Raw genomic sequence first — 24,635 nt, 5'->3', positions numbered from 1 at the left:
CCCGCCCCGGCCGGGAGACGACTAGCTCAGCGCCGTGAGCGTGAGCGTCGCCGTGTAGGTGCCTTCGGCGATGTTCGAGGGGACCTTCAGGAACAGGTCCGCCCCGAGCTTGGCCGCACCGAACGCGTGGCCGGCCGTGGCCGAGCCGAGCGTCGAGGCGACCGAGAGGCCGTCGCCGCCGTCGAAGCCCGAACCGACGGGAGCGCCGGCGTTCGCGCCGCCGCCCGCCTCGGTGACCTTCGGGCTCCAGCCGAGGTACTTGCCCGAGAAGGTCTCGCCGCCGGCCGCGAACTCGCCGGCCTGCGCCGAGATCGACCAGACGGGAGCGCCGCGACGGGTGTCGGAGACGCGGATCGGGTTGATCGCGCCGTTCGCCTCGAACGCGTCGGCCTTCTGCACGGCCGTGCCGAGGTCGACGAGGCCGTTGGTGCCGTCGATGCTCCACGCGAACTCGCCTGCAGCGGCCTCGGGCACGGTGACCTGGACCTGCTGGGCCACACCGGAGTCGTCGCCCTCACGCGTGAGCGTGACCTGGTCGACGACGCTGTTCACGGGGTTCGCGTCGCCCTTCGCCTGCGAGCGAAGCGTCTTCACGGTGATCGCGGCGTCGCTGATCTCGACGGCGGAGTAGTTGCGCACGTTCTCCTGGTTCGAGACCGAGAGCCACGGGAAGCCCGACGCCTGCAGGCCGTAGTACTTCGAGCCCGACGCGGAGTTCGCGGTCACGTACAGCACGCCGCCGGGGCCGGCGACGACCTGGTCGGCGCCCGCGGCCTCGTCGGCGTTCGCCTTCTCGCCGTTGCGCAGCAGGTAGCTGCGCGCGTAGCTGTGGTCGTGGCCCTGGAGCACGAGGTCGATGCCGAGGTCGGAGATCACGGTCGGCAGGTTGGCGCGGCGGTCGGCCACGTCGCTGTCGGTCGCGTGCGGTCCGGCCGAGTAGATCGAGTGGTGGAAGGCGAGCACCTTCCACTTCGCGTCGTCGCCGTGCTCGGCCACGACCTGCTGCATCCACGGGATGTGGGTGCTGTAGTCGCGGCTGTTCGAGTTCAGGTTCATGAACAGGACGTCCTTGTAGATGAACCAGTAGTCGCCGCCCGAGGCGCTCCCGGTGCCAGCGCCGGCCGTGCGGTCGGTGTTCGGCGTGTTGAAGTGCTGCTCGTAGGCCTTCGAGCCGACGTCGTGGTTTCCGTTCGTCGCGACGAACGGCACCTCGCGCAGCTGGTCGGGGCCGAGGAACGCCTGGTACTGCGCCTCGCTCGAGGCAGACTCGACCTGGTCGCCGGCCGAGAAGAGCAGCTCGGCGTCGGGGTAGGTCTGCGTCGCCACGTTGACCGTGTCGAGCCATCCGGCTGCGTCGTTCGCGACGTTGCCCGACGAACCGATCTGCGGGTCGCCGAAGAACAGCAGGTCGAACGCGCCCTCGAAGTCCTGCGTGCGGAACGACTCGACGGCCGACCAGGCGCCCTCGGCGCCCACGCGGTACACGTAGGCCGTGTTCGAGGCGAGGCCCGAGATCGTGGCGAACCGGTTGAACTCGCCGCTCGTCGTCGGTCCGCCGGTCGCGGCGACGCTGGTCGCCGAGGCCGGGAAGGCGCCGCCCGTGTACGCGGCGGCCGGTGCGAACTGCACGACCTGCGCGGTGTCGGCCGAGGAGTACCACGCGAGGTTGCGCTGCGTCTCGTCGGATCCGACGCCGAGCACGAGGTCGGAGAGCGAGGCCGCACCGACCTGCTCGGCGACGGGCGCGAGCGACTTCAGGTCGAGGTAGACGTCGCTCGAGGTGGCGCGGTCCTGGTAGAGCGCGATCGCGACGGTGTTCGTGCCGGAGTGCAGCACCGCGTTGGGCACCGTGAAGGCGCTCGTCACGGGGTCGCTCAGGCCGTTGCCCGCGTAGGTGAGGTTCTGCGTCGCCGGGTCGGCGGCGTTCACGCGGTCGTCGGCGAAGCCGGCGACCTTGGTGCCGTTGATGAAGATCTGCACGGCGTCGTCGTAGACGACCGAGCCGGAAAGGCCCGAGATCGCGCCGAGCTGGTCGTTCGTCAGGTCGAACTTCGTGCGGAAGTGGTACGTCGGAACGTCGACCTTGGTCGCCGCGGTCGGGTCGAGGTACTGGTTCACGACCGTCGTGACGGGGAACCCGCTGCCGAGGTTCGGCACCGCGGCGCCGTTCTTGGCGCCGAAGGCCCCGGCGCCCGACTTCCAGGCGCTGTCGTCGAAACCGGCGACGGTCCAGGCGAGCCGGTTCGCGTTGCCGGCGGCCGGGTCGGTGCCGTTGTCGGAGAACTTCCAGGTGGAAGCCGTGGTGAGCAGGGTCGCGGGCAGCTCGGCCGCGTTGGCCGAGACGGCGCCCATGGCCACCGATCCCGCGACGAGCGTGATCAGCGTGCCGGTCGCGATCGCTCTGCGTGAGGGACGGGACATCCGCCCGCCCGCTTCGCTTGTCATCTTCATGAAGGGGTGCAACACCTTTCGGATGCGTGTGAGGTGCGCGGAGTGCGCGGCCCAACGGTCGTCCCGCGGCGTGAACCGGACCTGAACATCCGTCCGACGGTCGATGGCCCGCAACCGAATCCCGGGCGGATGCCGCGTGGCGTCAGCCGAGCCCGAGCAGGCGCTCGACGAACCAGAGGAGCCCCATGAGCGCGACGCCGGCCGAGACGATGACGCCCACCCAGAGCCCGGTGCGCGGAGCCCGGGAGCGGGTCGTCGCCAGCAGCGGGAACACCACGAGGATGATGGCGATCTGCACGGCCTCGATGCCGACGTTGAACACCAGGAGCGAGCCGAGCAGCGACCACGACCACGGCTCGTCGATGCCGAGCGCGCCGGCGAAGCCGAGGCCGTGGATCAGGCCGAAGCCGAACACCACGGCGAGCCGCAGCCAGTCGGTGCGCGTGAGCCCGAGGCGGCCGGTCGGCGCGGTCGGCGTCACGAGCGCCTGGCCGCGCTGCCGCCAGACCTGCCAGAGGTACACGAGCGCCACGACGGCGATCGACAGCGCGATGATCGGTTCGACGACCGAGGCCGGCACGTTCACGATGCCGACCGCGGCGAGCAGGAACGTCACCGAGTGCGCGATCGTGAAGCTCGTCGCCGCCAGCACGACGTCGCGCAGGCGCCGGGAGCCGACGATGAGCGCGAGCAGGAACAGGATGTGGTCGGCGCCCGAGAGCAGGTGCTCCGCGCCGAGCACGAAGAACTCGCCGAAACGCTCGGTCCACGCCTGCCCCGTCGAGAACTCGGGGTCCGCGGCGTCGAGCGCCGCGCTGCCGACGGCGTCGCCGAACGCGTAGTCGAGGATCGTCTCGGTGCCGGTGACGTACCCCTCGTCATCGGCGAAGAGGGTGCTGCGCACCGCGATGGTCGGCTCGTTCTCGGCGGCATCGGTTCCGGATGTCTCGGGGCACGCGTACTGCAGCGTCAGCTGCGCGTACGGCACGCCGTCGCGCTCGTGCGCGCCCAGCTCGCCGACGCGCCTCGGCGCGCAGGCGGTGCCGCCGGACGAGACCGTGAACCGCTCGGCGACGTAGCGCACGACCGTGTCGGCGTGCTCGTTCAGCGCCTCGGCCTCGCTGCCCGTCTCGAAGAGCGACATCCCGTCGTCGAAGAATGCGTCGTCGTGCTCGTTCTCGGCGGCCGAGACCACGAGCAGGTCGTATTCGAGATCGAGCTCGGCGCGGATGCCGCCGCCCTGCGCCTCGGTCGCGTCGACGTAGACCGTGGACGAGAACCCGTGCGCCGCAGCCGGGGTCGCGCCGACGAGCACGCCGGCCGTGCCGAGCGCGGCGAGCGCGACGGCGATGCCGGCCGCGGCGAACCTCGAGACGGCACTCCTCTGGACGGCGCTCCTCGAGGCGTCGCTCCTCGATGCGGCTCGTGCGGTCGGGCTGGGGGTGGCGTGGCGCATCGGGCAGTGCTCCTTCGGGGTCGCCGGGTACCCTGCCGCAGCGAGGTGAACGTGCGGCGACCGCGAGACGAACGGCCGAGCGTTCGCTCGCCGTTCACCTCCGCTGCACCGCGGGGTCGGCACCGGGTCGGGTGGAACGGGCACGATCGCCGGGTGCCTCGTTCCCTCCCTCGCAGTCCATTGCCCGGCCTCGGACGTCCGGCGGCCGGACCCGTCGCGGTCGGCCTCCTGCTCGCGGTCGGCCTCGGCGTCGCGCTCGGGGCGAGCGCGTGCTCGATCGCAGGCACGGCCGTCGGCGGTTCGGGCGCGACTGCGCCGGGAGTCGGCGGCTCGATCGGGGTGCTCGACGCCGGCTTCCTCGGCGATGACGTGAGTCCGTCGCCCGAGGCGACGATCGCGCCGGAGCCGGGCTCATGGGGGCGGGTCGAGGTGCCGGCCGGCTTCCGGGTCGTCGTGGTGCGGGCGAGGGATGACGCGGCGACCGACACGATCGTCGGTGCGGTCGAGGCGTGGGCCGTTCGCGTGGGCGCCGAGTCCACCGTCCTTCCCGCCGCCGCGGACGCCGAGGAGCTCATCGCGACGTTCGAGCAGGCCACCGCCGCCGACGCCGACCTCGTGATCGGCGCGGGCGACGGCGTGGTCGACGAGTTCGCCTACGGCACCGCCCAGCACCTCGACCAGCAGTACCTCGTGCTCGGCGCGCAGCTCGGCGAGCCCACCGAGAACGTCACATCGGTCGTCTGGCCGGGCGCGACGTTCCGCGGCACGGGCATCACCGACGACGTGCAGGATGCCGCGGCGGTCACGCCTGCACGGGCCGGCGACGCGGTCGCGGCGGGCGTCGCCGCGGTGCTGCACGGCGTGACCGGCGTCGTGGTCTCGCTGCCCGAGCCGCGCGCGTAGGCGGGCCTTCGGAGCACCCGCCGGATGAGCGGCGGCGACTAGTCGGTCGTCGGCCTCGCCGTCGATCCGGGTGATCCGGGCTCGGGCGCCTCATCGGTCGTCGCCCCGGCCTCGCCGTCGGCGAGCGAACTCGATGCGGCGGCCTTGGCGGCCTTGGCCTCGGCCTTCGCCAGCTTCGACGCGGTGTTGTCGCCGAGCAGGGGCCTGATCCACGGCATGCGCGGATTGGTGTCGACGAGGAGCATGCGCACGAGCAGCGTGAGCGGGATCGCGAGGATCGCGCCGGTCGGCCCGAGCACGATGGCCCAGAAGAGCACCGAGAAGAAGGTGATGCTCTGGCTGAGGGCGACCGCGTTGCCGACCACTCGAGGCTGCACGATCGACTGCACGCCGGCGTTCACGACGCCGTACAGCACGATGACGGCGATGACCGTCGGCCATCCGCCCGTGAGACCGCCGAAGATGATCGGCGGGATGATCGCGATGAAGTAGCCGACGTTGGGGATGAAGCTGCAGATGAACGACAGCAGTCCCCAGATGAAGGCACCCGGCACGCCGAGCAGCACGAGCACGAACCAGTTGATGAGACCCTGCGCGACGCCGAGCGCGGTGGTGACGACCATGTAGCGTCGCACGTTCCTCGCGTAGTCGCGGAGGGAGTGCACGAGCAGGGCCCGGTGCGGCTCGATCTGCCGGAGCACCCCGGGCAGCAGGGCCGAATCCATGGCCATCAGCAGCACCATCGTGAAGATGATCACGAACGTCGTCGTGGCTCCGGCGAGCCCGCCGATCAGCCCCCACACGACATTGACGATCGAACCCGCGTCGAAGCTGCCGATGACGGAGGAGATCTGGTCGGAGCCGATGCCGATCTTCGCGAGCGCCGCGCCCAGGCTCTCGACGGCGGCCTGGATCTGGGGGGCGAACTGCGGCAGGAGGCTGGCGAACTGGCTGAAGGCGACGGCCACCGCGTAGCCGAACACCACGATGAGCGCGAGCACCGTCACGATGGCGACCCCGGTGGCGATGCCGGTGGGCACGCGGCGACGCTCGAGCGCGGTGCGCACGGGGTTCGCGCAGATCGTGAGCACGAGGGCGAGGAAGACCGGGGCCACGATCGACGAGATCGCGGCGAGCCCGAACACCGCGAGCACGCCGCCGCCGAGGCCGGCGAGCAGGAGGGCGTTGCGGTTCACGGTCGAGGGCACCGCGTCGGCCGTGGGCGCCGCCTCGGGCGCGGGTTTCGGGTTCTTCCGATTCCACCACATCGAGGTCAGGCTAGCGCTCGGCGGGCCTCCGGTGGCGGATTCGATGAGGATTCGTCAGGCGCGGCGTCGTGCGTCATGGGCGGCGACACGACGAAACGGGCGGGGCCGCATCTGCAGCCCCGCCCGTTCGGGTGGTTCGTCCGGTCGGCCGTCGACTATGCGGCGAGCGGGAACCCGCCGGTCCAGGAGATCTTCTCCTGCACGGCGAGGGTGAGCTGGAGGAACCCGAGCGACTCGAGCTCGCGGGCGCGCTTGAGCGAACCCGCGTCGACGGCCTTGACGCCGCCGGCGCTGACGACCGAGGCGAGCAGCGCCTTGGCGTCGGCGTCGTCGCCCGCGATGAGCACGGTGGTCGCAGCCTCGCCGATGGTCTTCGACGCGAGGGTGCTCGCGAAGTTCGTGTTGAAGGCCTTGAGCACGCGCGACTGGGGGAGCGCGGCGGCGAGGTCTGCCGCGGCCGAGCCGTCGGCGTCGACGACGAGGCCGTCGAAGGTCGAGAAGTCGAGGGGGTTCGTGATGTCGACGACGACCTTGCCGGCGAGCTGGTCGGCGCGCTCGGCCACGATCTGCGCGAGAGCGGGGTGCGGCACGGCCAGCACGACGATGTCGCCCGTGATGTCGGTGGTGGCGCGGTCGACGTACTCGACGGTCGTGCCGCCGTCGGCCAGCAGGCCGCCGATCGCGGTGCCCATGTTGCCGTTTCCGATGATGCTGACCGTGGTCATGTGGTTCTCCTCGTGATGCCGATTCGGCGGTTTACTTGTTGGAACAACTAAACCGTAGCACGACATTGGTTGTCATGACAACCAATGCGCTAGAATCGATCCATGACCTCGACCCAGCCCTTCTCTCCGGCCGAAGCCACGGCATGGGCCAGGCTCGTCGCCGTGAGCGAACTGCTGCCGACCATGCTCGACGCGCAGCTGCTGCGCGACGTCGAGCTCACCCACTTCGAGTACCTCGTGCTCTCGGTGCTCGCGGCCTCGCCCGAGCAGACCAGCCGCATGACCCGGCTCGCCTCGCAGACCAACGCCACGCTCCCTCGGCTCTCGCACGTCGCCCGGCGCCTCGAGCAGAAGGGCCTGCTCGAGCGCTTCCCGTGCCCCCAAGACAAGCGCGCGACGAACGCGCGCCTCACGGCTGCAGGCAGCGCCGTGCTCGAGAAGGCGGCTCCGGGTCACGTGGCGACGGTGCGCTCGAACGTGCTCGATGCCCTCGCACCCGACGAACTCGCCCAGCTCGCGGCGATCAGCGCGAGCATCCTTGCCCGGCTCGACCCAGAGGGGCGCATGTCGGCGACGCAGTGCCATGCGGGCCTGAGCGAGGCCGCGGCATCCGATGCGAAGACGACACCCGACGCGGCCGCGTAATCGACCAGCCGAGTGCCCCGAAGCATCCGCCGCCTCTGAACTGCACGAACGCGACCTCGCCCGAGGGATTCGGTCGAGGTCGCGTTCGTGTGAATGCGGCGCGGAGCACCTACGGGCGCAGCAGCACCTTGCCCACGCGGCCGGCGGTCGTGCTCGCCTCGAAGGCACCCGCGATGTCCTCGAGCGAGAAGATGCCGGCGACCGGCAGGGTGAGTTCGCCCGAGAGCACGTGGCCCATGAGCTGGCCGAAGAGCGCGGTGCGCGTTTCGGCATCCATCTCGCGGCTGACCGTGCTGCCCCAGAATCCCTTGATGGTGACCTGCTTGAAGATGATGTCGCCCGAGGCGATCTTCATCGTGGGCGACTCCATGGCGCCGAACACGACGAGCGTGCCGTTCGCGGCGAGCAGCGACAGCACGTCGCCCGCCGAGGTGCCGCCGACGGAGTCGACACCGGCGATGATCGGCGCGCCACCGGTGATGGCGGCGACCTGCTCGCGCCAGTCGGGGGAGTCGGTCGCGACGATGTTCACGATGCCCTGCTCGCGCAGTTCGGCGACGCCCTCGGCGCGCCGCACGAGCCCGACGACGTTGAAGCCGCGCGCGGCGCCGATCTGGGCGACCATGCGGCTGACCGCGCCGTTGGCGGCGTTCTGCACGAGCCAGTCGCCCTCCTTCAGGTCGAGGGAGTGGAGCAGGCTGAGCGCGCTGAACGGCATCGACACGAGCTGGGCGGCCGCCTCGTCGGAGAGGGCGTCGGGCACCGGGATGAGTCCGGCGGCGCCGGCCACGAAGTACTCGGACCAGACGCCGAACGTGCCGCCCGTGGCGACGCGCTGACCGACCTGCAGGTTGGTGACGTCGGCGCCGAGCGCATCGACGACGCCGACGGCCTCGGTGCCGGCGCGTGCGGGGAGTTCGGGCTTGAACCCGTAGGTGCCGCGCACGGTCCACAGGTCGTGGTTGTGGATCGGCGAGAGCAGCGTACGCACGCGAACCTGGTTCGGCCCGGGCTCGGGTAGCGGAACGTCCTGCACCGCGAGGACGGTCTCGGGGGCGTCGAAGGTGGAGTGCATGAGTGCGCGCATGAGGCGGCTCCGTTCGTTGGTCTTCGGATGCCGACACGAACGTGTCGGCGAGGTCAGCGGTCGCGCGTGGGTGCGCCCGCAGTGCCCGCCGCAGCGCCGGTCGGAGCGCCGGTCGCGCCAGCGGCCGCCTCGGTGGCGGCCTGCATCGTGGCGGTGAGTTGCTGCAGGGTGCGGATGAGCGACGCTGCGGCTTCGGTGGTGCCGAGCCCGGTTCCGGCGGCGATCTGCGCCGGGATGTGCTCGAGTTCGGCTCGCAGTTCCGTGCCGCGCGAGCCGATGACGACGTTCACGATGCGTTCGTCGGTGGCCCGTCGCTCTCGGCGCACGAGCCCGGAGACCTCCATGCGCCGCAGCAGTGGCGACAGCGTGCCCGAGTCGAGCTGCAGGTGCTCGCCGAGCGAAGAGACGGTCTGCTCGCCCTCGCGCCAGAGCGTGACGAGCACGAGGTACTGCGGGTACGTCAGGCCCCACGGCTCGAGCAGAGCGCGGTACGCCTGCGTCGTGGCGCGGGAGGCGGCGTAGAGGGAGAAGCACACCATTTCGTCGGTCACGGCCATCCCAAGAGTATTGCACGCAATTCAGTTGTGCACAATTCTATGCGCGGATGACGCTGCCCGGGGATGCGAGCGGCAACGCGCGTCGCGGATGCGCGACGCGCGTGAGGCGTGACGGGACTCAGCCGATGGGGGCTGTGGAGGTCCGCTCGATCAGGGCGACGCGAAGCTCCGGCCCGGCGGTCGGTTCGGGCCGGTCTTCGACGGAGCTCAGGGCGAGTTCGGCGAAGAACCGGCCGAGGCCGACGGTGTCGACGCGGATCGTGGTGAGGCGCGGTTCGAAGGTCGATGCGAGCGGGGTGTCGTCGTGGCCGATGATCGAGAGGTCGCCGGGAACCGTGAGGCCCAGCCGGAGGGCGGCGCCGGTGAGGGCCGCGGCCACGTCGTCGTTGTAGGCGACGATGCCCGTGACGCCGGCGGCGCGCCAGTCGGCGATGGCGGCGCCGGCGGAGGCATCCGTCAGGTCGAGATCGGCCGTGGGCAGTTGGTCGAGCCCCAGGTCGCCTGCGGCGGAGTTCGCGAGCGCTCGCCGCATCGTGACGAGGTCGGCGATGCGGGGGTCGGCCGATCCGGCGAACGCGATGCTGCGGTGGCCGAGATCGACGAGGTGCTGCACCTGCAGGACCGGCCCCTCTTCGTGCCACTCGGCAGCGGGTGGCGCCTCGGGGTCGGGGAAGATGCGGGTGACGCCCGCGGCGCGAAGCGACTCGACCTGCCCGGGGGCCCAGGTGGTCATCGCCATCACGACGTCGGCCTGCAGGGTCTCCCAGAGTGGTCGGGCGCGACCGGTGGGGTGGGGCGTGTAGGTGATGAGCGCGTACCCGGCCTCATCGAGGGCGAGCGAGGCCTCTTCGATGTTGCGGCGCAGGTTGAAGTCGAGCGGCCAGTCGGGCAGCACGAGCATCACGATGCGCGTGCGCCCGCTCGCGAGCGCGCGCGCGGCGATGTGCGGGCGGTAGCCGAGCCGGGCCGCTTCGTCGAGCACGCGGGTGCGGGTCGCGGGCGAGATCGTCTGGCCCGGGGTGTCGTTCAGCACGAACCCCACCGTCGCGCGCGAGATGCCGAGCGAACGTGCGATGTCGGCGGCGGTGACTCGGCGAGTCTTCGTCGTCTGCGGCATCCGCATCTCCTTCGATTTCGTGCACTTGCGCGCGCTAGCCACCCTAATGTAGCATCGCCGTCATCCGCTAGCACGCGCTAGTGATCGCAGGCCGAACCAGCCGAGCCGACCAGGCGAGCCCGAGCGGATGCCCCACCCCCACGCATCACTCATGACAATGGAGTCCGCATGACCACGAACGAGACCACGACCGTCGATGAACCAGATGCGGTGACCGACCTGCCCAAGGTGAACGCCAGATACATCTGGTTCATGGTCCTGGCGCAGTTCGGCGTCTTCATGGCCTTCATCACCCCGCTCGCCATCTCGCTCTCGATCCGGGTGAACGAGCTCGCCCCGGGACACGAGGAGACGCTCGGCTACATCACCGGCGCCGGCGCCCTCTTCGTGATGCTCACCTCGCCCTTCATGGGCATCTGGAGCGACCGCACGCGAACCGCGCTCGGTCGTCGTCGCCCGTTCATGATCGGCGGCATGGCCGTCGGCGTGGTCTCGCTCGTCGTCATGGCGCTCGCGCCCACCCTGTTCGTGCTCGGCCTCGGCTGGGTGCTCGCCCAGTGGGGCTGGGGCACGGTGCTCAGCAACCTGCAGATCTCCACGGCCGACCGGCTCCCCGAAGCGCAGCGCGGCAAGGTCGCGGGCCTCACCGGGTTCGCGACCCAGGTGGCGCCCGTCTTCGGGGTCATCCTGACGTTCGGCGTCACCGGCAATGCGCTCCTGTTGTTCCTCATCCCCGGCATCGTGGGCGTCGTGCTCGTCACGCTGTTCGTGACGCTCGTGCACGAAGACGACAGCCGCGGCATGGTCAAGGACACCATCACGCTCGGCGGTGTGCTGCGCAAGTACCTCTACAACCCCAAGCTGTACCCCGACTTCTCGTGGAACTGGCTCGGACGATTCCTCTTCTACTTCGGTCTCACGCTCAACACCACGTTCACGGCCTTCTTCTTCTCGGCTCGGCTCGACATCTCGCTGGCCGAGGTCGCCGGCATCATCGCCGCGCTCGGCGGCGCCGGAGTGCTCGCGGTGACGGTAGGGGCTCTCGGCGGCGGCTTCCTCTCCGACCGCTTCCGCCGGCGCAAGGTGTTCGTGCTCGCCGGCGGCGTGATCATGGCTGCGGGCATGCTCCTCATGGCACTGTCCGCCGACGTCACCGCGCTTATCGCCGGCTCGCTCATCGTCTCCGTCGGCATCGGCCTGTTCTCGGCCGTCGACCAGGCGCTGTTGCTCGATGTGCTCCCCGAGAAGGCCACGGATGCGGGCCGCTTCATGGGCATCACCGGGTTCGCCACCTCGATTCCCCAATCGGTCGCACCGCTCGTGGCGCCCGCCGTGCTGCTCATCGGCGTGACCGGAGGCGAGAAGAACTACTCGCTGCTCTACCTCATCGCGGCGGCCCTCGTGCTCGCTGGTGGGCTCGTGATCCTCCGCATCCGCTCGGTGCGCTGAGCACCGGCACTCCGAGGCAACCCCGACCGCAAGCTGAAGGCACTCCATGGGCACCACCGCACCGCACACCGCATCGCCGACCGAGTCGTCCGCCACCATCGACGACCTGATCGCGCAGCTCAGCCTCGACGAGAAGGTGCTGCTGCTCGAGGGCGTCGACTCGTGGAACACGAACGGCATCGAGCGGCTCGGCATCCCGCGGCTGTACGTCACCGACGGCCCGCACGGGCTCCGCAAGGTGCGCGATGCGGCGGGCGCCTTCGGGCTGGCCGACAACGAGCCGACGACGGCCTTTCCGACGTCGGTCACGGTGGCGAACACGTGGAACCCCGAACTGGCCCGGCGTATGGGCCAGGCGATCGCCCGCGAGAGCGTCGACCACGACGTGCACGTGCTCCTCGCCCCCGGCGTGAACATCAAGCGCAACCCGCTGTGCGGGCGCAACTTCGAGTACTCCTCCGAAGACCCGCTCGTCTCGGGGGCGTTCGGGAGTGCCTTCGTGCAGGGCGTGCAGGGCGAGGGCGTCGCGGCATCCGTCAAGCACTTCGCCGCGAACCAGAACGAGAACTTCCGCTTCGTCGGCGACAGCCTCGTGGACGAGCGGGCGTTCCGCGAGATCTACCTGCGTGCGTTCGAGCGCATCGTGAACGAGGCGAAGCCGGCGACGGTCATGTGTGCCTACAACGCGATCAACGGCACCTTCTGCTCCGACAATCGGATGCTGCTCACCGGCATCCTCCGCGAGGAGTGGGGGTTCGACGGGGTCGTGATGACCGACTGGGGTGCCACCCACGACCGCATCGCGAGCCTGAACGCCGGGTGCGAGCTCGACATGCCGGGCGAGGTCCGGTACAACCGGGAGCAGCTGCTCGCCGGCGTGCGCGACGGACGCATCGCGCCCGAGACGCTCGATGAGGCGGTGCGGCGGATGCTGCGGCTCGTCGAGCGCACGACGGGAGCCGCGAGGGTGGCGGGCGCGGCTGCGGGGAACCGTTCCGCGCCACTGAGCGACCCCGCCGCGCACGCCGATCTCGCGCGCGAGATCGCGACCGAGGGTGCCGTGCTGCTCGCCAATGACGGCACGCTGCCGATGAACGCCGCGGCCGTCGCGGGTTCGCTCGCGGTCGTGGGCGAGATGTTCGAGAAGATGCGCTTCCAGGGCGCGGGCTCCTCGCTGATCAGCCCGCCCGAGGTGATCGCCCCGAAGGACGCCTTCGACCGCCGCGGCATCGAGTACGCGTACGCCCGGGGGTATCGCAGCCTGTCGAAGACCGCTGATGCCGCGCTCGAACACGAGGCGGTGGCGCTCGCCCGGTCGGCGGGCACCGTGCTGTTCTTCGGCGGTCTCGACGACCTCGAGGAGAGTGAGGGCTTCGACCGCGAGCACATGCGACTCGGCGAGCACCAGACGGCACTGTTGCGCCAGGTCCTCGACACCGGCGCGCGCGTCGTGCTCGTGCTCTTCGCGGGGGCGCCCGTCGAACTGCCGTTCGTCGACGAACTCGCGGCCGTGCTCAACCTCTCGCTGCCGGGCATGTACGGCGGCGAGGCGACGGCCGCGCTGCTGTTCGGCGAGGCGAACCCGTCGGGCAAGCTCGCCGAGACCTGGACCCGAACCCACGCCGAGTCGAGCTCGTGCGCCGACTTCGATCGTGAGCGCATCTCGCAGTACGCCGAATCGATCTACGTCGGCTACCGCTTCCACGACCGGGCCGGCACCGCGGTTCGCTTCCCGTTCGGCCACGGGCTCTCGTACACGTCGTTCGCCTACCGCGACCTCGACGTTCGCGTGAGCGACGACCGGGTCGAGGCCGCCGCGACCATCGCGAACACGGGGGAGCGCGACGGCGCCGAGGTCGTGCAGCTCTACGTGCGCAACAACGACGGCGCCGTGTTCAAGGCCGAGAAGGAGTTGCGCGCGTTCACCAAGGTGCGACTCGCGGCCGGTGAGTCCACGCGGATCGCGCTCTCGTTCGACCTCGCCGACCTCGCCTACTGGGACGTCGCGCAGCATGGCTGGGTGCTCGAGAACGGAACGTACGAGGTGGTGCTCGCGGCATCCGCAGCCGAGGCCCGACTCGCGGCACCGCTCGTGGTGACGACCGGGCAGGACTCGCGTTCGCCTTACTCGGCGGCGGTCGATGCCGACTACGCGATGCCTCCGGCCACGATTCCGGCGAGCTTCCCCGAGCTGCTCGGATCGCCCGTGCCGACCCCCGATCGTTCGCGGCGGCTGAGCCTCGAGACGCGATTGGTCGACGCGAAGCGCTCGGTCATGGGCGCCATCATGCACGCGGTCGTGGTCGGCGCGGTGAGCCGCGGCTACCGGTCGGCGATGGCGATGCCCGAGTCGCTCGAACGCGATGCCCGGCTGAAGAGTTCGCACTTCGTGATGCGGATGATGCCGTTCATGTCGCTGCGGAGCATGACCATGTCGTCGTCGGGCGGCCTGTCGCACGAGGTCGCGGCCGGCATCGTCGACATCGCGGCGTGGCATCCGGTTCGCGGACTTCGGCGCATGCTGAAGCGAAGCCCAACCACCGCAGCCCGAACCACCGAACGAATCGAAAGCTGAACCATGCAGATCACCCGCCTGACCGTCGATGGACTCGAATCCGGCTGCGTCACCGACGAGGCACCGGCCTTCGCCTTCGCGCTGGCCTCGACGACCCCCGGTGAGGCACTCGCGTCGGCCGTGATCCGCGTCGGCGACTGGCAAGTGACCACGCACGAGCAGGTCGGCATCCGCTACGAGGGGGCACTCGCGCCGCACACCGACTACCCGGTGCGCGTCGAGGTGACCGGTACGAGCGGCGCGACCGCGGTCGCCGAGACCTCGTTCCGCACCGGCCGCCTCGAACGGCCGTGGATCGCCCGTTGGATCACGGATGCCGCGTACCGCACGCCGAAGAAGCAGTCGCCGGTGCCCATGGTGTTCCGCACGAGCTTCGAACTGCCCAAGCCCGTGCGGCGCGCGTGGATCGAGGCGACCGCGCTCGGCGTCTACGAGCTCGACCTCAACGGTGCGAAGGTCGGCGAGGACTACTTCGCGCCCGGGTTCACCTCGTACGCGAACCAGATGCAGGTGCAGACCTACGACGTGACCGACCGGCTCGCGAGCGGTGCGGATGCCGCGAACACCCTCATCGCGACGGTGGCCGGTGGCTGGGCCGTCGGGTCGTTCACGTTCGCGCGCAAGAACATGATCTACGCCGACCGGCAGGCGCTGCTCCTGGAGGTGCACCTCGAGTTCGAGGACGGATCCCAGGACGTCCTGGCGACCGGGCCCGACTGGCAGGTCAGCACCGACGGCCCCGTGCGCATGGCCGAGTGGTACGACGGCGAGACCTTCGACGCGACCATGACGCCCGAAGCCATGACGTGGAAGTCGGTGGACCTCACGTCACCGCGCACGACCCCGAAGCTGCTCGCCCAGTACGGTGCGCCGGTGCGCGTGCAGCGCGAGTTCACGCCCGTGACGCAGACCGTGAGCCCGAGCGGCGAGCTCGTCTACGACTTCGGCCAGAACTTCGCGGGCGTCATCCGGGCTCGCATCAGGGGCACGCACGGGCAGACCGTGGTGTTCCGCCACGCCGAGGTGCTCGTCGACGACGAACTGTTCGTGAAGTCGCTGCGCACGGCGAAGGCGACCGCGACGTACACCTGCGTCGACGGCGAGCAGGAATACTCGCCGCGGCAGACGTACATGGGCTTCCGGTTCGTGGGCGTGCGCGGCATCGACCCGGCCGACCTCGAACTCACGGCCCTCGTGCTGCACTCCGACCTGACGCCGACGGGCGAGTTCTCGTGCTCGAACGAGCTGCTGAACGGGCTGCAGAACGCGATCGAGTGGGGCGGCCGCTCCAACCTCGTCGACATTCCCACCGACTGCCCCCAGCGCGACGAGCGCGAGGGCTGGACCGGCGACTACGCCGTGTTCGCGACGACCGCGAGCTACAACTTCGACATGAGCCGGTTCCTCGACAAGTGGCTTCGGGACGTCTCGGCCGAGCAGTCGCGCGGTGGCGGCATCCCCATGGTGGTGCCGCGGTCGGGCAACGGCTTCCCGGTCATGGCGACCTCGTGCTGGGGCGACGTGTGCGTGCTCGCGCCGTGGGCCGAGTACCTCGCGCGCGGCGACCTCGGGCTGCTGCGTCGCCAGTACCCCACGATGACCAGGTTCCTGAAGGCCGCCGAGTGGTGGTCGGGTCTGCTCTCGGTCGGTGATCAGCGCAACATCTGGCAGTACCCGTTCCACTTCGGCGACTGGACCTCGCCCGATGGCTCGGCGAAGGACTGGATCAAGAAGGGCAAGTGGATCGGCACGGCCTACTTCGCGAACTCCTGCGGCCTGGTCGCGCAGATCGCCGACCTGCTCGGCGAACACGCGGATGCCGCGCGCTACCGCGCCCAACGCGACGAGGTCGTGAAGGCGTACCGTTCGGTGTTCACCGATGGCCACGGCCTGCTGAAAGAAGAGTTCCAGACGGCCTATGTGCTGCCGTTGCACTTCGGCATGACCGAGGGCGACGAGACCGAGGCGATGGCCGCGAACCTCGTGCGGCTCATCGACGAGGCAGGCGGCCACCTGCGCACCGGATTCCCCGGAACGCCGTACATCCTCTTCGCGCTCTCCGATCACGGTCGCGTCGATGAGGCGTACGACCTCCTGTTGCAGACCGGTGCTCCGTCGTGGCTCTACATGATCGAGGCCGGCGGCACCACGATCTGGGAACGCTGGGACGCGCTGCGCCCCGACGGCACGGTGAACATCGCCGACCTCGGCTCCGGCAAGGACGGCGAGGACTCCAGCGGCGGCATGGTCTCGTTCAACCACTACGCGGCCGGTGCGGTCGGCGACTGGCTCTACCGCCGCGTCGCCGGCATCGAACCCGTCGAGGGCGGATACCGGTCGTTCCGCGTGGCGCCGATCCCCGGCGGCGGCCTGACCTCGGCGAGCGGCGCCGTGCAGACGCCGTACGGGCGGGCCTCCTCGGCCTGGACCGTCGACGGCACGAGCTTCGAGCTGCATGTCGAGGTTCCGGTCTCGACGCGGTGCACGATCGAGCTTCCCGACGGCAGCCGGCACGAGCGCACGAGCGGCACGCACGTGTTCACGTGCGAACTCGTGCGTGACACGGCCGGCGTGATCGGCTGACCTGACCCGCCGACCGGCTGATCGCCCGGAGCGCGTCTCCGCGAGGCGGAGCCGGAGTCGGTAGCGTTGCCGTGTCCGACGACGGAACCCCGGAGACCACGAGCGTGTCATCGCAGCAGCCGAACCAGCAGCACAGGGTCGACCGAACTCTGCATGACGGATGGCGCGTGCGCGCGGCATCCGGACCGGTGCCAGATGACGTCGGGGCAGGCGAGATTGCCGCCGAGATGCCGGGCGTCGTGCACCTCGACCTGCTGCGCGAGGGGCTCATCCCCGATCCGTACCTCGACGACAACGAGGCGGCGCTGGCGTGGATCGGCCTGGTCGACTGGACCTACGAGACCACGTTCGAGCCGACGCCCGACGAGCTCGCCGCGGCATCCGTGCATGAACTCGTCTTCGACGGGCTCGACACCGTGGCGACCGTGACGCTGAACGGCGCGGTCGTCGCCGAGGTCGCGAACCAGCACCGCACGCACCGGTTCGATGTGTCGACGCTCGTGCAGGCCGGCGCGAACGACCTCGTGGTGGCGTTCCGCAGTCCGGTGAAGTACGCGAACGCGCAGAGCGTCGTGCTCGGCGCCCGCCCGCGCCCGTACCCGACGCCGTTCGATGCGATCCGCAAGTCGGCGTGCAGCTTCGGCTGGGACTGGGGCATCGCGACGGCCACGAGCGGCATCTGGCGGCCGGTGCGGTGGGAGCGCTGGTCGACGGCGCGGTTCGACCGGGTGCTCGTGCGCGCCGAGACCGCTGGGGAGACCGCGGCGGAGGGTGCGGGCGGCAGCGTCGTGGTCGAGGTCGCCATCGCGCGTGCGCCCGGGGTCGTCGAGAGCTCGCCCCTCGTCGTATCGGTCGCGGTGAACGGCCCGGGTCTGGCCGAGGCGATCCCGTCGACCGTGGTTGCGGTCGTCGGCGATCGCGCGAGTGTGCGCCTCGAACTCGACGAGGTCGAGCGATGGTGTCCGGCGGGCTACGGCGAGCAGCCGCGCTACGTCGTCGACGTGCGGCTGCATGGCGAGCAGGTCATCGATTCGACCCACCGGGTAGTCGGCTTCCGCGACCTGCGCTGGAACACCGAACCGGATGCCGACGGCACCCCGTTCCAGCTCGTCGTCAACGGGCAGCCGATCCTCGTGAAGGGCGTCAACTGGATTCCCGACGACGCGTTCCCCGTGCGGGTCGACGCCACGCGGTATCGCGAACGGTTGACGCAGGCGGCATCCGCAGGGCTCAACCTCGTGCGCGTGTGGGGCGGCGGCATCTACGAGTCCGACGACTTCTACGACCTCTGCGACGAGTTGGGACTGCTGACGTGGCAGGACTTCCTGTTCGCGTGCTCGGCGTACGCCGAGGAGGAGCCGCTGCGTTCGGAGGTCGCCGCCGAGGCGCGGGACAACATCGTGCGCCTCGCGCACCATCCGTCGCTCGCCCTGCTGACGGGCAACAACGAGAACCTCTGGGGCTACGAGGATTGGGGCTGGAAGCTCGCGCTCGACGGCCGCACCTGGGGCGCGTACTACTACCACGAGCTGTTTCCGAAGCTCGTGGCCGAGCTCGCACCGCACGTGCCGTATGCGCCGGGCAGCCCGTTCAGCCCAGGCGGCGAGCACCCGAACGCCGAGGCGCACGGCACGATGCACGTCTGGGACCTGTGGAACCAGAAGGACTGGCCGCACTACCGCGACCTCGAGCCGCGGTTCGTGGCCGAGTTCGGCTGGCAGGGTCCTCCCGCGTGGTCGACGCTCACCAGGGCGATCGGCGACGACCCGCTCACCCCCGAGTCGCCCGGCATGATCGTGCACCAGAAGGCGATCGACGGCAACGCGAAGCTCACCGCGGGTCTCGTGCGCCACTACCGGGTGCCGAACGATATGGAGACGTGGCACTGGGCCATGCAGCTCAACCAGGCCAACGCGATCTCGTGCGCTCTCGACCACTACCGGTCGCACTGGCCGAAGACCGCGGGCGCCGTCGTGTGGCAGTTGAACGACTGCTGGCCGGTCACCTCGTGGGCCGCGATCGACGGTGACGGGCACGCCAAGCCGCTGCTGCACGCGATCCGCAACGCGTTCGCGCCGCGCGTCGTGTCGATCCAGCCGCGGGGCGACGGCTCGGGGGCGCCCGGCCTCGCCGCGATCGTCGGCAACGACACCGACGACGCCTGGTCGGGCGAGGTCGTGCTCGAGCGGCGCGGCTTCGACGGGTCGGTGCTGGCGCGAGCCGCGGCATCCGTCGAGGTGCCCGCACGTTCGGCGCTCACCGCGCCGGTGCCCGTCGAGGTCGCCGAGGCGACGGATGCCGCGGGCGAGCTGCTCGTGGCCTCGCTCGGCGACGTGCGCGGGCTCTGGTGGTTCGCCGAGCCGCGCGACAGCGCGCTCGCGGCGGCCGGCCTGACGGTCGAAACCGCCTCGACCGGTGCCGGGGTCGTCGCCGTAACCGTCACGGCCGGGAGCTCCGTCGTGCGCGACCTGACGCTGCTCGTCGACAAGCTCGACGCGCACGCCTCGGTGGACTCGGGCCTCGTGACGCTGCTGCCGGGGGAGTCGTGGGTGTTCACCGTGAGCGGAGTCTCGTCGCCCGATGCGCCCGGCGCGCTCGGCGCGTTCTCGGCCGAGGCCGTCGCCGACCCGCGCGTGCTGCGCAGCGGCAACCAGCTCGTGGCCCCGGTGCCGCCCGCCTGAGCGGCACTCCGCTCCTCCCTCGGTTGCGCCACGGGGGTTCGCCGAATCCGGGCGCGGTTCATCGGGTCCCGGATGCGTCGAACACCCGTGACGCGGGCGACCCGTCGCGCGTCCGCCCCCCCTTGACAAGGAATTGTGTTTGTTCCAAACTCAATTCACCACTTGCAAGGAGGCAGCGTGAAGATCGTCATCATCGGAGCCGGCATCGGCGGGCTCGCGACCGCCCTGAGTCTCGGGCGTGCGGGGTTCGAGGATGTGACGGTGATCGAGCGGGCCTCCGAGCTGCGCCCACTCGGCGTCGGCATCAACCTGCTGCCGCACGCCGTGCGCGAGCTCACCGAGCTGGGCCTCGCCGATCGGGTCGCCGCGATCGCCGCAGCGCCCGGGCGCCTCGCCTACTTCAACCGCTTCGGCCAGCCCGTGTGGAGCGAACCGCGCGGGCTCGACGCCGGCTACCGGTGGCCGCAGCTGTCGGTGCACCGCGGCGAGTTCCAGCTGCTGCTCGTCGAGGCGGTTCGCGAGCGCTTCGGCGCCGACGCGATCCGGCTCGGCTGGCGCGCGACGGGCGTCGAGCACGGCGTCGAGGTCGCCGAGGGCGGGGCGGAGGGCGCGGGCGGCGCGGTCCGTCGCGTCGAGCGCGTGCGGTTCGCGGATGCCGCGGGCGACGAGCTCGTGCTCGACGCCGACGTCGTCGTGGCCGCCGACGGCATCCACTCCGCGATCCGCGCGCAGGCGAACCCTGGCGAGGGCGCGCCCCCGTGGAACCGGCTCGTGCTCTGGCGCGGCACCGCGGTGGTCCCGACGTACCTCGACGGCCGCACGATGATCATGGCGGGCGACGCCGAGCAGAAGTTCGTGGCCTACCCGCTGGCCGCCGGCGCGACCGGCGAGGCAGCGCCCGAGGGGTTCGCGCGCGTGAACTTCATCGCCGAGCGCCGTGCACCAGAGGGCGTCGACGAGACCGCCGACTGGAACCACGCCGTCGACCCCGCGCCCATCGTCGAGCTCTTCGCCGACTGGCGCTTCGACTGGCTCGACGTTCCGGGCGTGATCGCGGCGGCCGACGAGATCCTCGAGTACCCGATGGTCGACCGCGACCCGCTCGCGAGCTGGACGGTCGGCCGCACGACCCTGCTCGGCGACGCCGCGCACGCGCTGTATCCGAACGGGTCGAACGGTGCATCGCAGGCGATCCTCGACGCGCGCACGCTCGCGTTCCACCTGGCGGGGGCGGCCGGCGAGGCCGCCGACGACACCGCGATCGACGCCGCGCTCGCCGCATACGAGGCAGACCGTCGCCCCGCGACGACGAAGCTCAGCGACATGACCAGGCAGCTCGGCCCCGAGCGCGTGATGCAGCTCGCCCATGAGCGCGCACCGCAGGGGTTCGCCGACATCCACGACGTGATCCCCGAGGCCGAGCTGCGGCAGATCGCCGACTCCTACAAGGTGGCGGCCGGATTCCACCCCGAGCTCCTCAACCAGCGCTCGTCGTTGACGCCGCAGGTGCACGCATGAGCGGCCTCGACGGCGCCCGACCCGAGGGCCTCGACGTCGCGCGCCTCAGCGGCCTGATCTCGCCGCTCCGGCGGAGCCTCCTCCGCGCCGCGCGCGCGGCCGAGCACCTGCCCGACATCCCCGACGCGCAGATCGAGGTGCTCCGCGCACTGCCCGCCGGCATCACGCGCAGCCCGGTCGAGCTCGCCGACGACCTCAGCCTCAATCGCACGACGGTGAGCAACCTGCTGAAGTCGATGGAGGCCGCCGGGCTTGTCACGAGGGCGACGGATGCCGCCGACCGCCGCCGCGTCGAGGTGCGCGCCTCGGCCAAGGCGCACCGACTGCTCGAACGGTTCGACGCAGCCAGCGCCGACCTCGTCGGCGACGCGCTCGCCGACCTCGATCCGGCCGACGCGGCGGCGCTCGCCGCCGCGCTGCCCGCCCTCGAACGGCTGCGCGACACGTTGCAGGAACGATCACGGGCCGACCGCGGCATCCGCCCGACCTCCGAAGCCGGTTAGCCGAACACTGCAGCACCCGAACACTGCAACACCCGAAGCACCGCAACACCCGAAGCACCGCAGCACCCGAACACCCCAGCCTGCACGCCCCACCCCCATCCCGAGCCCGCCCCACCCGACCGTCAAGGAAGACGAATGACCCGACGCACCCTCTCCGACCGCATCGCCGACGCGACCATGCGCCGCACCCTCAGGGGGTTCGAGCCGGGCGACCGGCACGTCGAGATCTCGCGCGTCGAGACCCCGATGCGCGACGGCACGGTGCTCGTCGGCGACCTGCTCATGCCCGATCGCATCGAGCCGGGCACGCCGACGGTCGTGATGCGCACGCCGTACGGCCGTTCGTCGACGTTCCGCGCACGGCTGCCCATGCCGCTCGCGAGCCGCGGGTTCCCGGTGCTGCTCCAGAGCGTGCGCGGCACGCACGGGTCCGGCGGCGAGTTCGTGCCGCAGCGGAGCGAGGCGTCCGACGGGCTCGACACGCTGCGCTGGGTGCGCGCGCAGTCGTGGTTCACGGGACACCTCGTGTCGGCGGGCGGCAGCTACCTCGGATTCACGCAGTGGTCGGCGACCGCCGCGGCGATCAGGGCGGGTGAGCCAGAGACCGCCGCCGAGTCGATGTCGCTCGCCGTGACGATGCCCGACTTCGGCGCGATCACGTGGGACCACGGCGCGTTCGCGCTGCGCAACTCGCTCACGTGGAGCCGCATGATGACGGTCATCGAGAGCCCGAAGATCATCCTCACGATGATCGGCCCCGACACGAGGTTCACGCGTGCGCTCGGGCACACGCCGCTCGTCGAGGGCGACCGGGCCGCGACCGGCGAGACGATCCCGTGGTACCCCGACTGGCTGCACCACGAGGACCTGCGCGACCCCTACTGGGCCGAGCAGTCGTACCGGGCGGATGTCGCGAGCGTGACGGCACCCGTCAGCATGACGACCGGCTGGTACGACATCTTCCTGCCGTGGCAGATCGGCACCTATGAAGACCTCGTGGCGCAGGGGAGGCAGCCGCTGCTCACGATCGGACCGTGGGGCCACGACTCGGCCGACTCGTCGATCGCCGACATCGAGAACGCGATCGCGATGTGGGACGAGCAGTTCCGCGGCGTCCCGAACCCGCGCGCGGCCCCCGTGCGGTTCTTCCTGCAGGGCGCGGGCAGCGGCAGCGGCAGCGGCAGCGGCAGCGGCAGCGGCGGCGGCTCGGGCGCGGGGGAGTGGCACGACTCGTCGGCCTGGCCGCCGGTCGGCACGCGGCCCGTCGAGTGGTACCTCGGGGCCGGCGGACGCGTCGGGCCCGAGGCGCCGACCGCGCCCGGTGCGCCGACGGCGTTCCGCTACGACCCGGCCGGCGACCCGACGCCCTCGACCGGCGGTCCGGTGCTGCGCGGCGACGGCGGCGCGGTCGACGACCGCGAGCACGAGCAGCGGAAGGATGTCGCGTGCTTCACGAGCGAGCCCCTCGCCGCGGATCTCGACGTCACGGGCACGCCCGTCGCGAAGGTCTGGCTGCGCAGCGACCGCCCGAGCGTCGACGTGTTCGTTCGGATCACCGAGGTGCACCCCGACGGCCGTTCGCTCAGCGTGACCGACGCGATCCGTCGCATCGGCGCTCCCGGCACGCGGCACACCGACCCGCCGCGCACCGACGACGGCGCGTGGGAGGTCGAGGTGCCGCTCTGGCCGACCGCGCATCGCTTCGCCGCCGGCAACCGCGTGCGCGTGCAGGTCAGCTCCGGCGCCTACCCGCGGTACGCGCGCAACGGCGGAACCGGCGGCCCGGCCGCGACCGAGGTCGAACTGCTGCCCGCGAACCAGGAGGTCTTCCACGAGCCGGTCCGCCCGTCGTCGATCACGCTGCCCGTCTGGACCCGGGCATGAGCGGCGTCGAGCCGCCGGCCACCCGGCTCGTGAAGCTGTTCCGCGCCGAGGTGCTCGTCGACGGCATCGAGGACCACGGCGTGACGAGTGCCGGCCACCGCCGGGTCGTGCCGATCCTCGGCGGGCGCCTCAGCGACGGACTCGACGCCGAGGTGCTCCCGGGCGGTGCCGACTGGCAGGTCGTGCGCCCCGACGGCACGATCGAGATCGACACGCGCTACTCGGCGCGCACGGGCGAGGGCGACCTGCTGCACCTGCGCACGCACGGCATCCGCTCGGGGTCGCCCGAGGTGCTCGCGGCGCTCGGGCGCGGCGAGGTCGTGCCGCCCGAGCGGTACACGTTCCGGCTGCACGTCGAGGTCGAGACCTCCGCCCCCGACCTGGCTCACCTGCAGCGGCAGCTCATCGTCGGCGTCGCCGCGCGCGGCCCACGCGAGGTCGTGTACGACGCCTACCGGGTCGACTGACCGCCGCCGCACATGGGCCCGACGGCGGAGCCCGCGGCCGGGCCGACGGCGAGCGTGGCGACGGGCGCCGCGCCGCGGCATCCGCTCGCCCGACTCAGAGCGGCTCGCCCGGGCCGACGAGCACGCGCCACACCCACTCGGCGGCCGTCTCGACGCTCGGGCGCGGTTCGAGCTCGAGCCACGCCTGCACGACCGCGAGGCACGACCCGGCGATGCCCGCCGCGACGATGTCGATCGGCAGCCCCTCGAACGCGGTCGTGCCCGACGAGATGACGCCCGCCCGGGCCTGCGCCTGGAACCGGCCCCGGATGCGCGCCGTGACGATGGGGGAGCCGCGCTCGCCGAGGAGTCGGCGGTAGAGGTCGGCGTCGGCGTCGAAGTGCGCGAGGAACGCGACCATCGACGTCGGCAGCTGCGTCGGGATGGCGGTCGGCACGTCGAGGCCCGCGACGGCCTCGATCTCGGCGGCCTCGATCGCGTCGGCGAGCAGCGTGTCGCGGTCGTCGTAGTGCTGGTAGTAGCTCGAGCGGTTGACGCCCGCGGCGTCGGTGATCTCGGCGACGGTGGCCTCGTCGAAGCGGCCCGCGCGCGCGAGCTCGAGCGCCGCCTGCTGGAGGGCGCGCCTCGTGCGCTCGACGCGTGCGTCGACGCGCTGCTCGCCTCGGTCGTCGGTCGCTTCACTCACTCCCGCATTGTCGCACTGGATCGACGTCGAAACCGTGACTTCGCCGACAATTGTCGGATATCCGACAGATGTTGTTTAGGC

18 protein-coding genes are annotated in these 24,635 nt (G+C 71.1%); 10 read left to right on the top strand and 8 right to left on the bottom strand.

Annotation, left to right across the window (positions count from 1 at the left end; genetic code table 11):
- Positions 1-21: 21 nt before the first annotated feature.
- Positions 22-2,421, bottom strand: a complete 2,400-nt coding sequence (locus GQR16_RS14585; RefSeq protein ID WP_246200863.1) for a purple acid phosphatase family protein — start codon at positions 2,419-2,421, stop codon at positions 22-24.
- 172 nt (positions 2,422-2,593) lie between these two features.
- Positions 2,594-3,907, bottom strand: a complete 1,314-nt coding sequence (locus GQR16_RS14580; RefSeq protein ID WP_157415885.1) for a HupE/UreJ family protein — start codon at positions 3,905-3,907, stop codon at positions 2,594-2,596.
- A gap of 180 nt (positions 3,908-4,087) precedes the next feature.
- Here GQR16_RS14580 and GQR16_RS14575 point away from each other — a divergent pair, with 180 nt between their 5' ends.
- The gene (locus GQR16_RS14575) at positions 4,088-4,810 is read left to right on the top strand and encodes a BMP family ABC transporter substrate-binding protein (RefSeq protein ID WP_170298515.1); all 723 of its coding nucleotides are present in this window, start codon (positions 4,088-4,090) and stop codon (positions 4,808-4,810) included.
- Between the two features lie 38 nt (positions 4,811-4,848).
- Here the strand turns inward: GQR16_RS14575 and GQR16_RS14570 are convergent, their stop codons facing one another.
- Complete coding sequence (locus GQR16_RS14570) at positions 4,849-6,078, bottom strand: AI-2E family transporter (protein WP_157415883.1); 1,230 nt, start codon at positions 6,076-6,078, stop codon at positions 4,849-4,851.
- Positions 6,079-6,233: 155 nt separating this feature from the next.
- Positions 6,234-6,803 carry an NADPH-dependent F420 reductase gene (locus GQR16_RS14565; protein ID WP_157415882.1) on the bottom strand — a complete coding sequence of 190 codons (570 nt, stop codon included), beginning with the start codon at positions 6,801-6,803 and terminating at the stop codon, positions 6,234-6,236.
- A 102-nt stretch (positions 6,804-6,905) separates the two neighbouring features.
- On the opposite strand from GQR16_RS14565, the gene GQR16_RS14560 reads away from it, so the two are divergent.
- The gene (locus GQR16_RS14560; protein ID WP_157415881.1) at positions 6,906-7,448 is read left to right on the top strand and encodes a MarR family winged helix-turn-helix transcriptional regulator; all 543 of its coding nucleotides are present in this window, start codon (positions 6,906-6,908) and stop codon (positions 7,446-7,448) included.
- A 109-nt stretch (positions 7,449-7,557) separates the two neighbouring features.
- On the opposite strand, the gene GQR16_RS14555 is transcribed toward GQR16_RS14560, so the two are convergent.
- The 3 genes from GQR16_RS14555 to GQR16_RS14545 all read right to left on the bottom strand — a co-directional run bounded on the left by GQR16_RS14555 (position 7,558) and on the right by GQR16_RS14545 (position 10,209).
- On the bottom strand, positions 7,558-8,535 hold the full coding sequence (locus GQR16_RS14555; RefSeq protein WP_157415880.1) for a zinc-binding dehydrogenase: 978 nt from the start codon (positions 8,533-8,535) through the stop codon (positions 7,558-7,560).
- A gap of 53 nt (positions 8,536-8,588) precedes the next feature.
- Positions 8,589-9,092, bottom strand: a complete 504-nt coding sequence (locus GQR16_RS14550) for a MarR family winged helix-turn-helix transcriptional regulator (protein ID WP_211373526.1) — start codon at positions 9,090-9,092, stop codon at positions 8,589-8,591.
- A gap of 118 nt (positions 9,093-9,210) precedes the next feature.
- A complete protein-coding gene (locus GQR16_RS14545) occupies positions 9,211-10,209 on the bottom strand; it encodes a LacI family DNA-binding transcriptional regulator (protein ID WP_157415879.1) in 999 nt (332 codons plus the stop codon).
- 168 nt (positions 10,210-10,377) lie between these two features.
- On the opposite strand from GQR16_RS14545, the gene GQR16_RS14540 reads away from it, so the two are divergent.
- From GQR16_RS14540 to GQR16_RS14505, 8 genes are all read left to right on the top strand, one after another.
- Positions 10,378-11,658, top strand: coding sequence for an MFS transporter (locus GQR16_RS14540; protein ID WP_157415878.1), 1,281 nt, complete (start codon positions 10,378-10,380; stop codon positions 11,656-11,658).
- Positions 11,659-11,704: 46 nt separating this feature from the next.
- Complete coding sequence (locus GQR16_RS14535; RefSeq protein ID WP_157415877.1) at positions 11,705-14,233, top strand: glycoside hydrolase family 3 N-terminal domain-containing protein; 2,529 nt, start codon at positions 11,705-11,707, stop codon at positions 14,231-14,233.
- A gap of 3 nt (positions 14,234-14,236) precedes the next feature.
- Positions 14,237-16,816, top strand: coding sequence for an alpha-L-rhamnosidase (locus GQR16_RS14530; protein ID WP_157415876.1), 2,580 nt, complete (start codon positions 14,237-14,239; stop codon positions 16,814-16,816).
- A 104-nt stretch (positions 16,817-16,920) separates the two neighbouring features.
- Positions 16,921-19,497, top strand: a complete 2,577-nt coding sequence (locus GQR16_RS14525) for a glycoside hydrolase family 2 protein (RefSeq protein ID WP_157415875.1) — start codon at positions 16,921-16,923, stop codon at positions 19,495-19,497.
- A 177-nt stretch (positions 19,498-19,674) separates the two neighbouring features.
- Positions 19,675-21,015 (top strand): FAD-dependent oxidoreductase, encoded by a 1,341-nt coding sequence (locus GQR16_RS14520; protein WP_157415874.1) that lies wholly within the window; start codon positions 19,675-19,677, stop codon positions 21,013-21,015.
- Positions 21,012-21,518 (top strand): MarR family winged helix-turn-helix transcriptional regulator, encoded by a 507-nt coding sequence (locus GQR16_RS14515; RefSeq protein WP_157415873.1) that lies wholly within the window; start codon positions 21,012-21,014, stop codon positions 21,516-21,518. The genes GQR16_RS14520 and GQR16_RS14515 overlap by 4 nt, the downstream gene beginning before the upstream one ends.
- A gap of 135 nt (positions 21,519-21,653) precedes the next feature.
- Complete coding sequence (locus GQR16_RS14510; RefSeq protein ID WP_157415872.1) at positions 21,654-23,402, top strand: CocE/NonD family hydrolase; 1,749 nt, start codon at positions 21,654-21,656, stop codon at positions 23,400-23,402.
- Positions 23,399-23,869 (top strand): DUF3237 domain-containing protein, encoded by a 471-nt coding sequence (locus tag GQR16_RS14505; protein ID WP_157415871.1) that lies wholly within the window; start codon positions 23,399-23,401, stop codon positions 23,867-23,869. Before GQR16_RS14510 ends, GQR16_RS14505 begins: the two co-directional genes overlap by 4 nt.
- A 94-nt stretch (positions 23,870-23,963) precedes the next feature.
- Here GQR16_RS14505 and GQR16_RS14500 read toward each other — a convergent pair whose 3' ends face one another.
- Complete coding sequence (locus GQR16_RS14500; RefSeq protein WP_157415870.1) at positions 23,964-24,554, bottom strand: TetR/AcrR family transcriptional regulator; 591 nt, start codon at positions 24,552-24,554, stop codon at positions 23,964-23,966.
- Positions 24,555-24,635 lie beyond the last annotated feature (81 nt).

The organism is Agromyces allii (genome assembly GCF_009749385.1).
Taxonomy (GTDB): domain Bacteria; phylum Actinomycetota; class Actinomycetes; order Actinomycetales; family Microbacteriaceae; genus Agromyces; species Agromyces allii.
Note: the sequence above shows the minus strand (reverse complement) of the source record. Positions and strands in the feature narration are given on the sequence as shown.

Bases quoted from the DNA above. Each gene is read 5' to 3' on its own strand.
- GQR16_RS14580 (WP_157415885.1), bottom strand. From the start codon at position 3,907: ATGCGCCACGCCACCCCCAGCCCGACCGCACGAGCCGCATCGAGGAGC.
- GQR16_RS14540 (WP_157415878.1), top strand. From the start codon at position 10,378: ATGACCACGAACGAGACCACGACCGTCGATGAACCAGATGCGGTGACC.
- GQR16_RS14535 (WP_157415877.1), top strand. From the start codon at position 11,705: ATGGGCACCACCGCACCGCACACCGCATCGCCGACCGAGTCGTCCGCC.
- GQR16_RS14530 (WP_157415876.1), top strand. From the start codon at position 14,237: ATGCAGATCACCCGCCTGACCGTCGATGGACTCGAATCCGGCTGCGTC.
- GQR16_RS14555 (WP_157415880.1), bottom strand. From the start codon at position 8,535: ATGCGCGCACTCATGCACTCCACCTTCGACGCCCCCGAGACCGTCCTC.
- GQR16_RS14505 (WP_157415871.1), top strand. From the start codon at position 23,399: ATGAGCGGCGTCGAGCCGCCGGCCACCCGGCTCGTGAAGCTGTTCCGC.
- GQR16_RS14585 (WP_246200863.1), bottom strand. From the start codon at position 2,421: ATGTCCCGTCCCTCACGCAGAGCGATCGCGACCGGCACGCTGATCACG.
- GQR16_RS14550 (WP_211373526.1), bottom strand. From the start codon at position 9,092: ATGGCCGTGACCGACGAAATGGTGTGCTTCTCCCTCTACGCCGCCTCC.
- GQR16_RS14510 (WP_157415872.1), top strand. From the start codon at position 21,654: ATGACCCGACGCACCCTCTCCGACCGCATCGCCGACGCGACCATGCGC.
- GQR16_RS14545 (WP_157415879.1), bottom strand. From the start codon at position 10,209: ATGCCGCAGACGACGAAGACTCGCCGAGTCACCGCCGCCGACATCGCA.
- GQR16_RS14560 (WP_157415881.1), top strand. From the start codon at position 6,906: ATGACCTCGACCCAGCCCTTCTCTCCGGCCGAAGCCACGGCATGGGCC.
- GQR16_RS14515 (WP_157415873.1), top strand. From the start codon at position 21,012: ATGAGCGGCCTCGACGGCGCCCGACCCGAGGGCCTCGACGTCGCGCGC.
- GQR16_RS14570 (WP_157415883.1), bottom strand. From the start codon at position 6,078: ATGTGGTGGAATCGGAAGAACCCGAAACCCGCGCCCGAGGCGGCGCCC.
- GQR16_RS14565 (WP_157415882.1), bottom strand. From the start codon at position 6,803: ATGACCACGGTCAGCATCATCGGAAACGGCAACATGGGCACCGCGATC.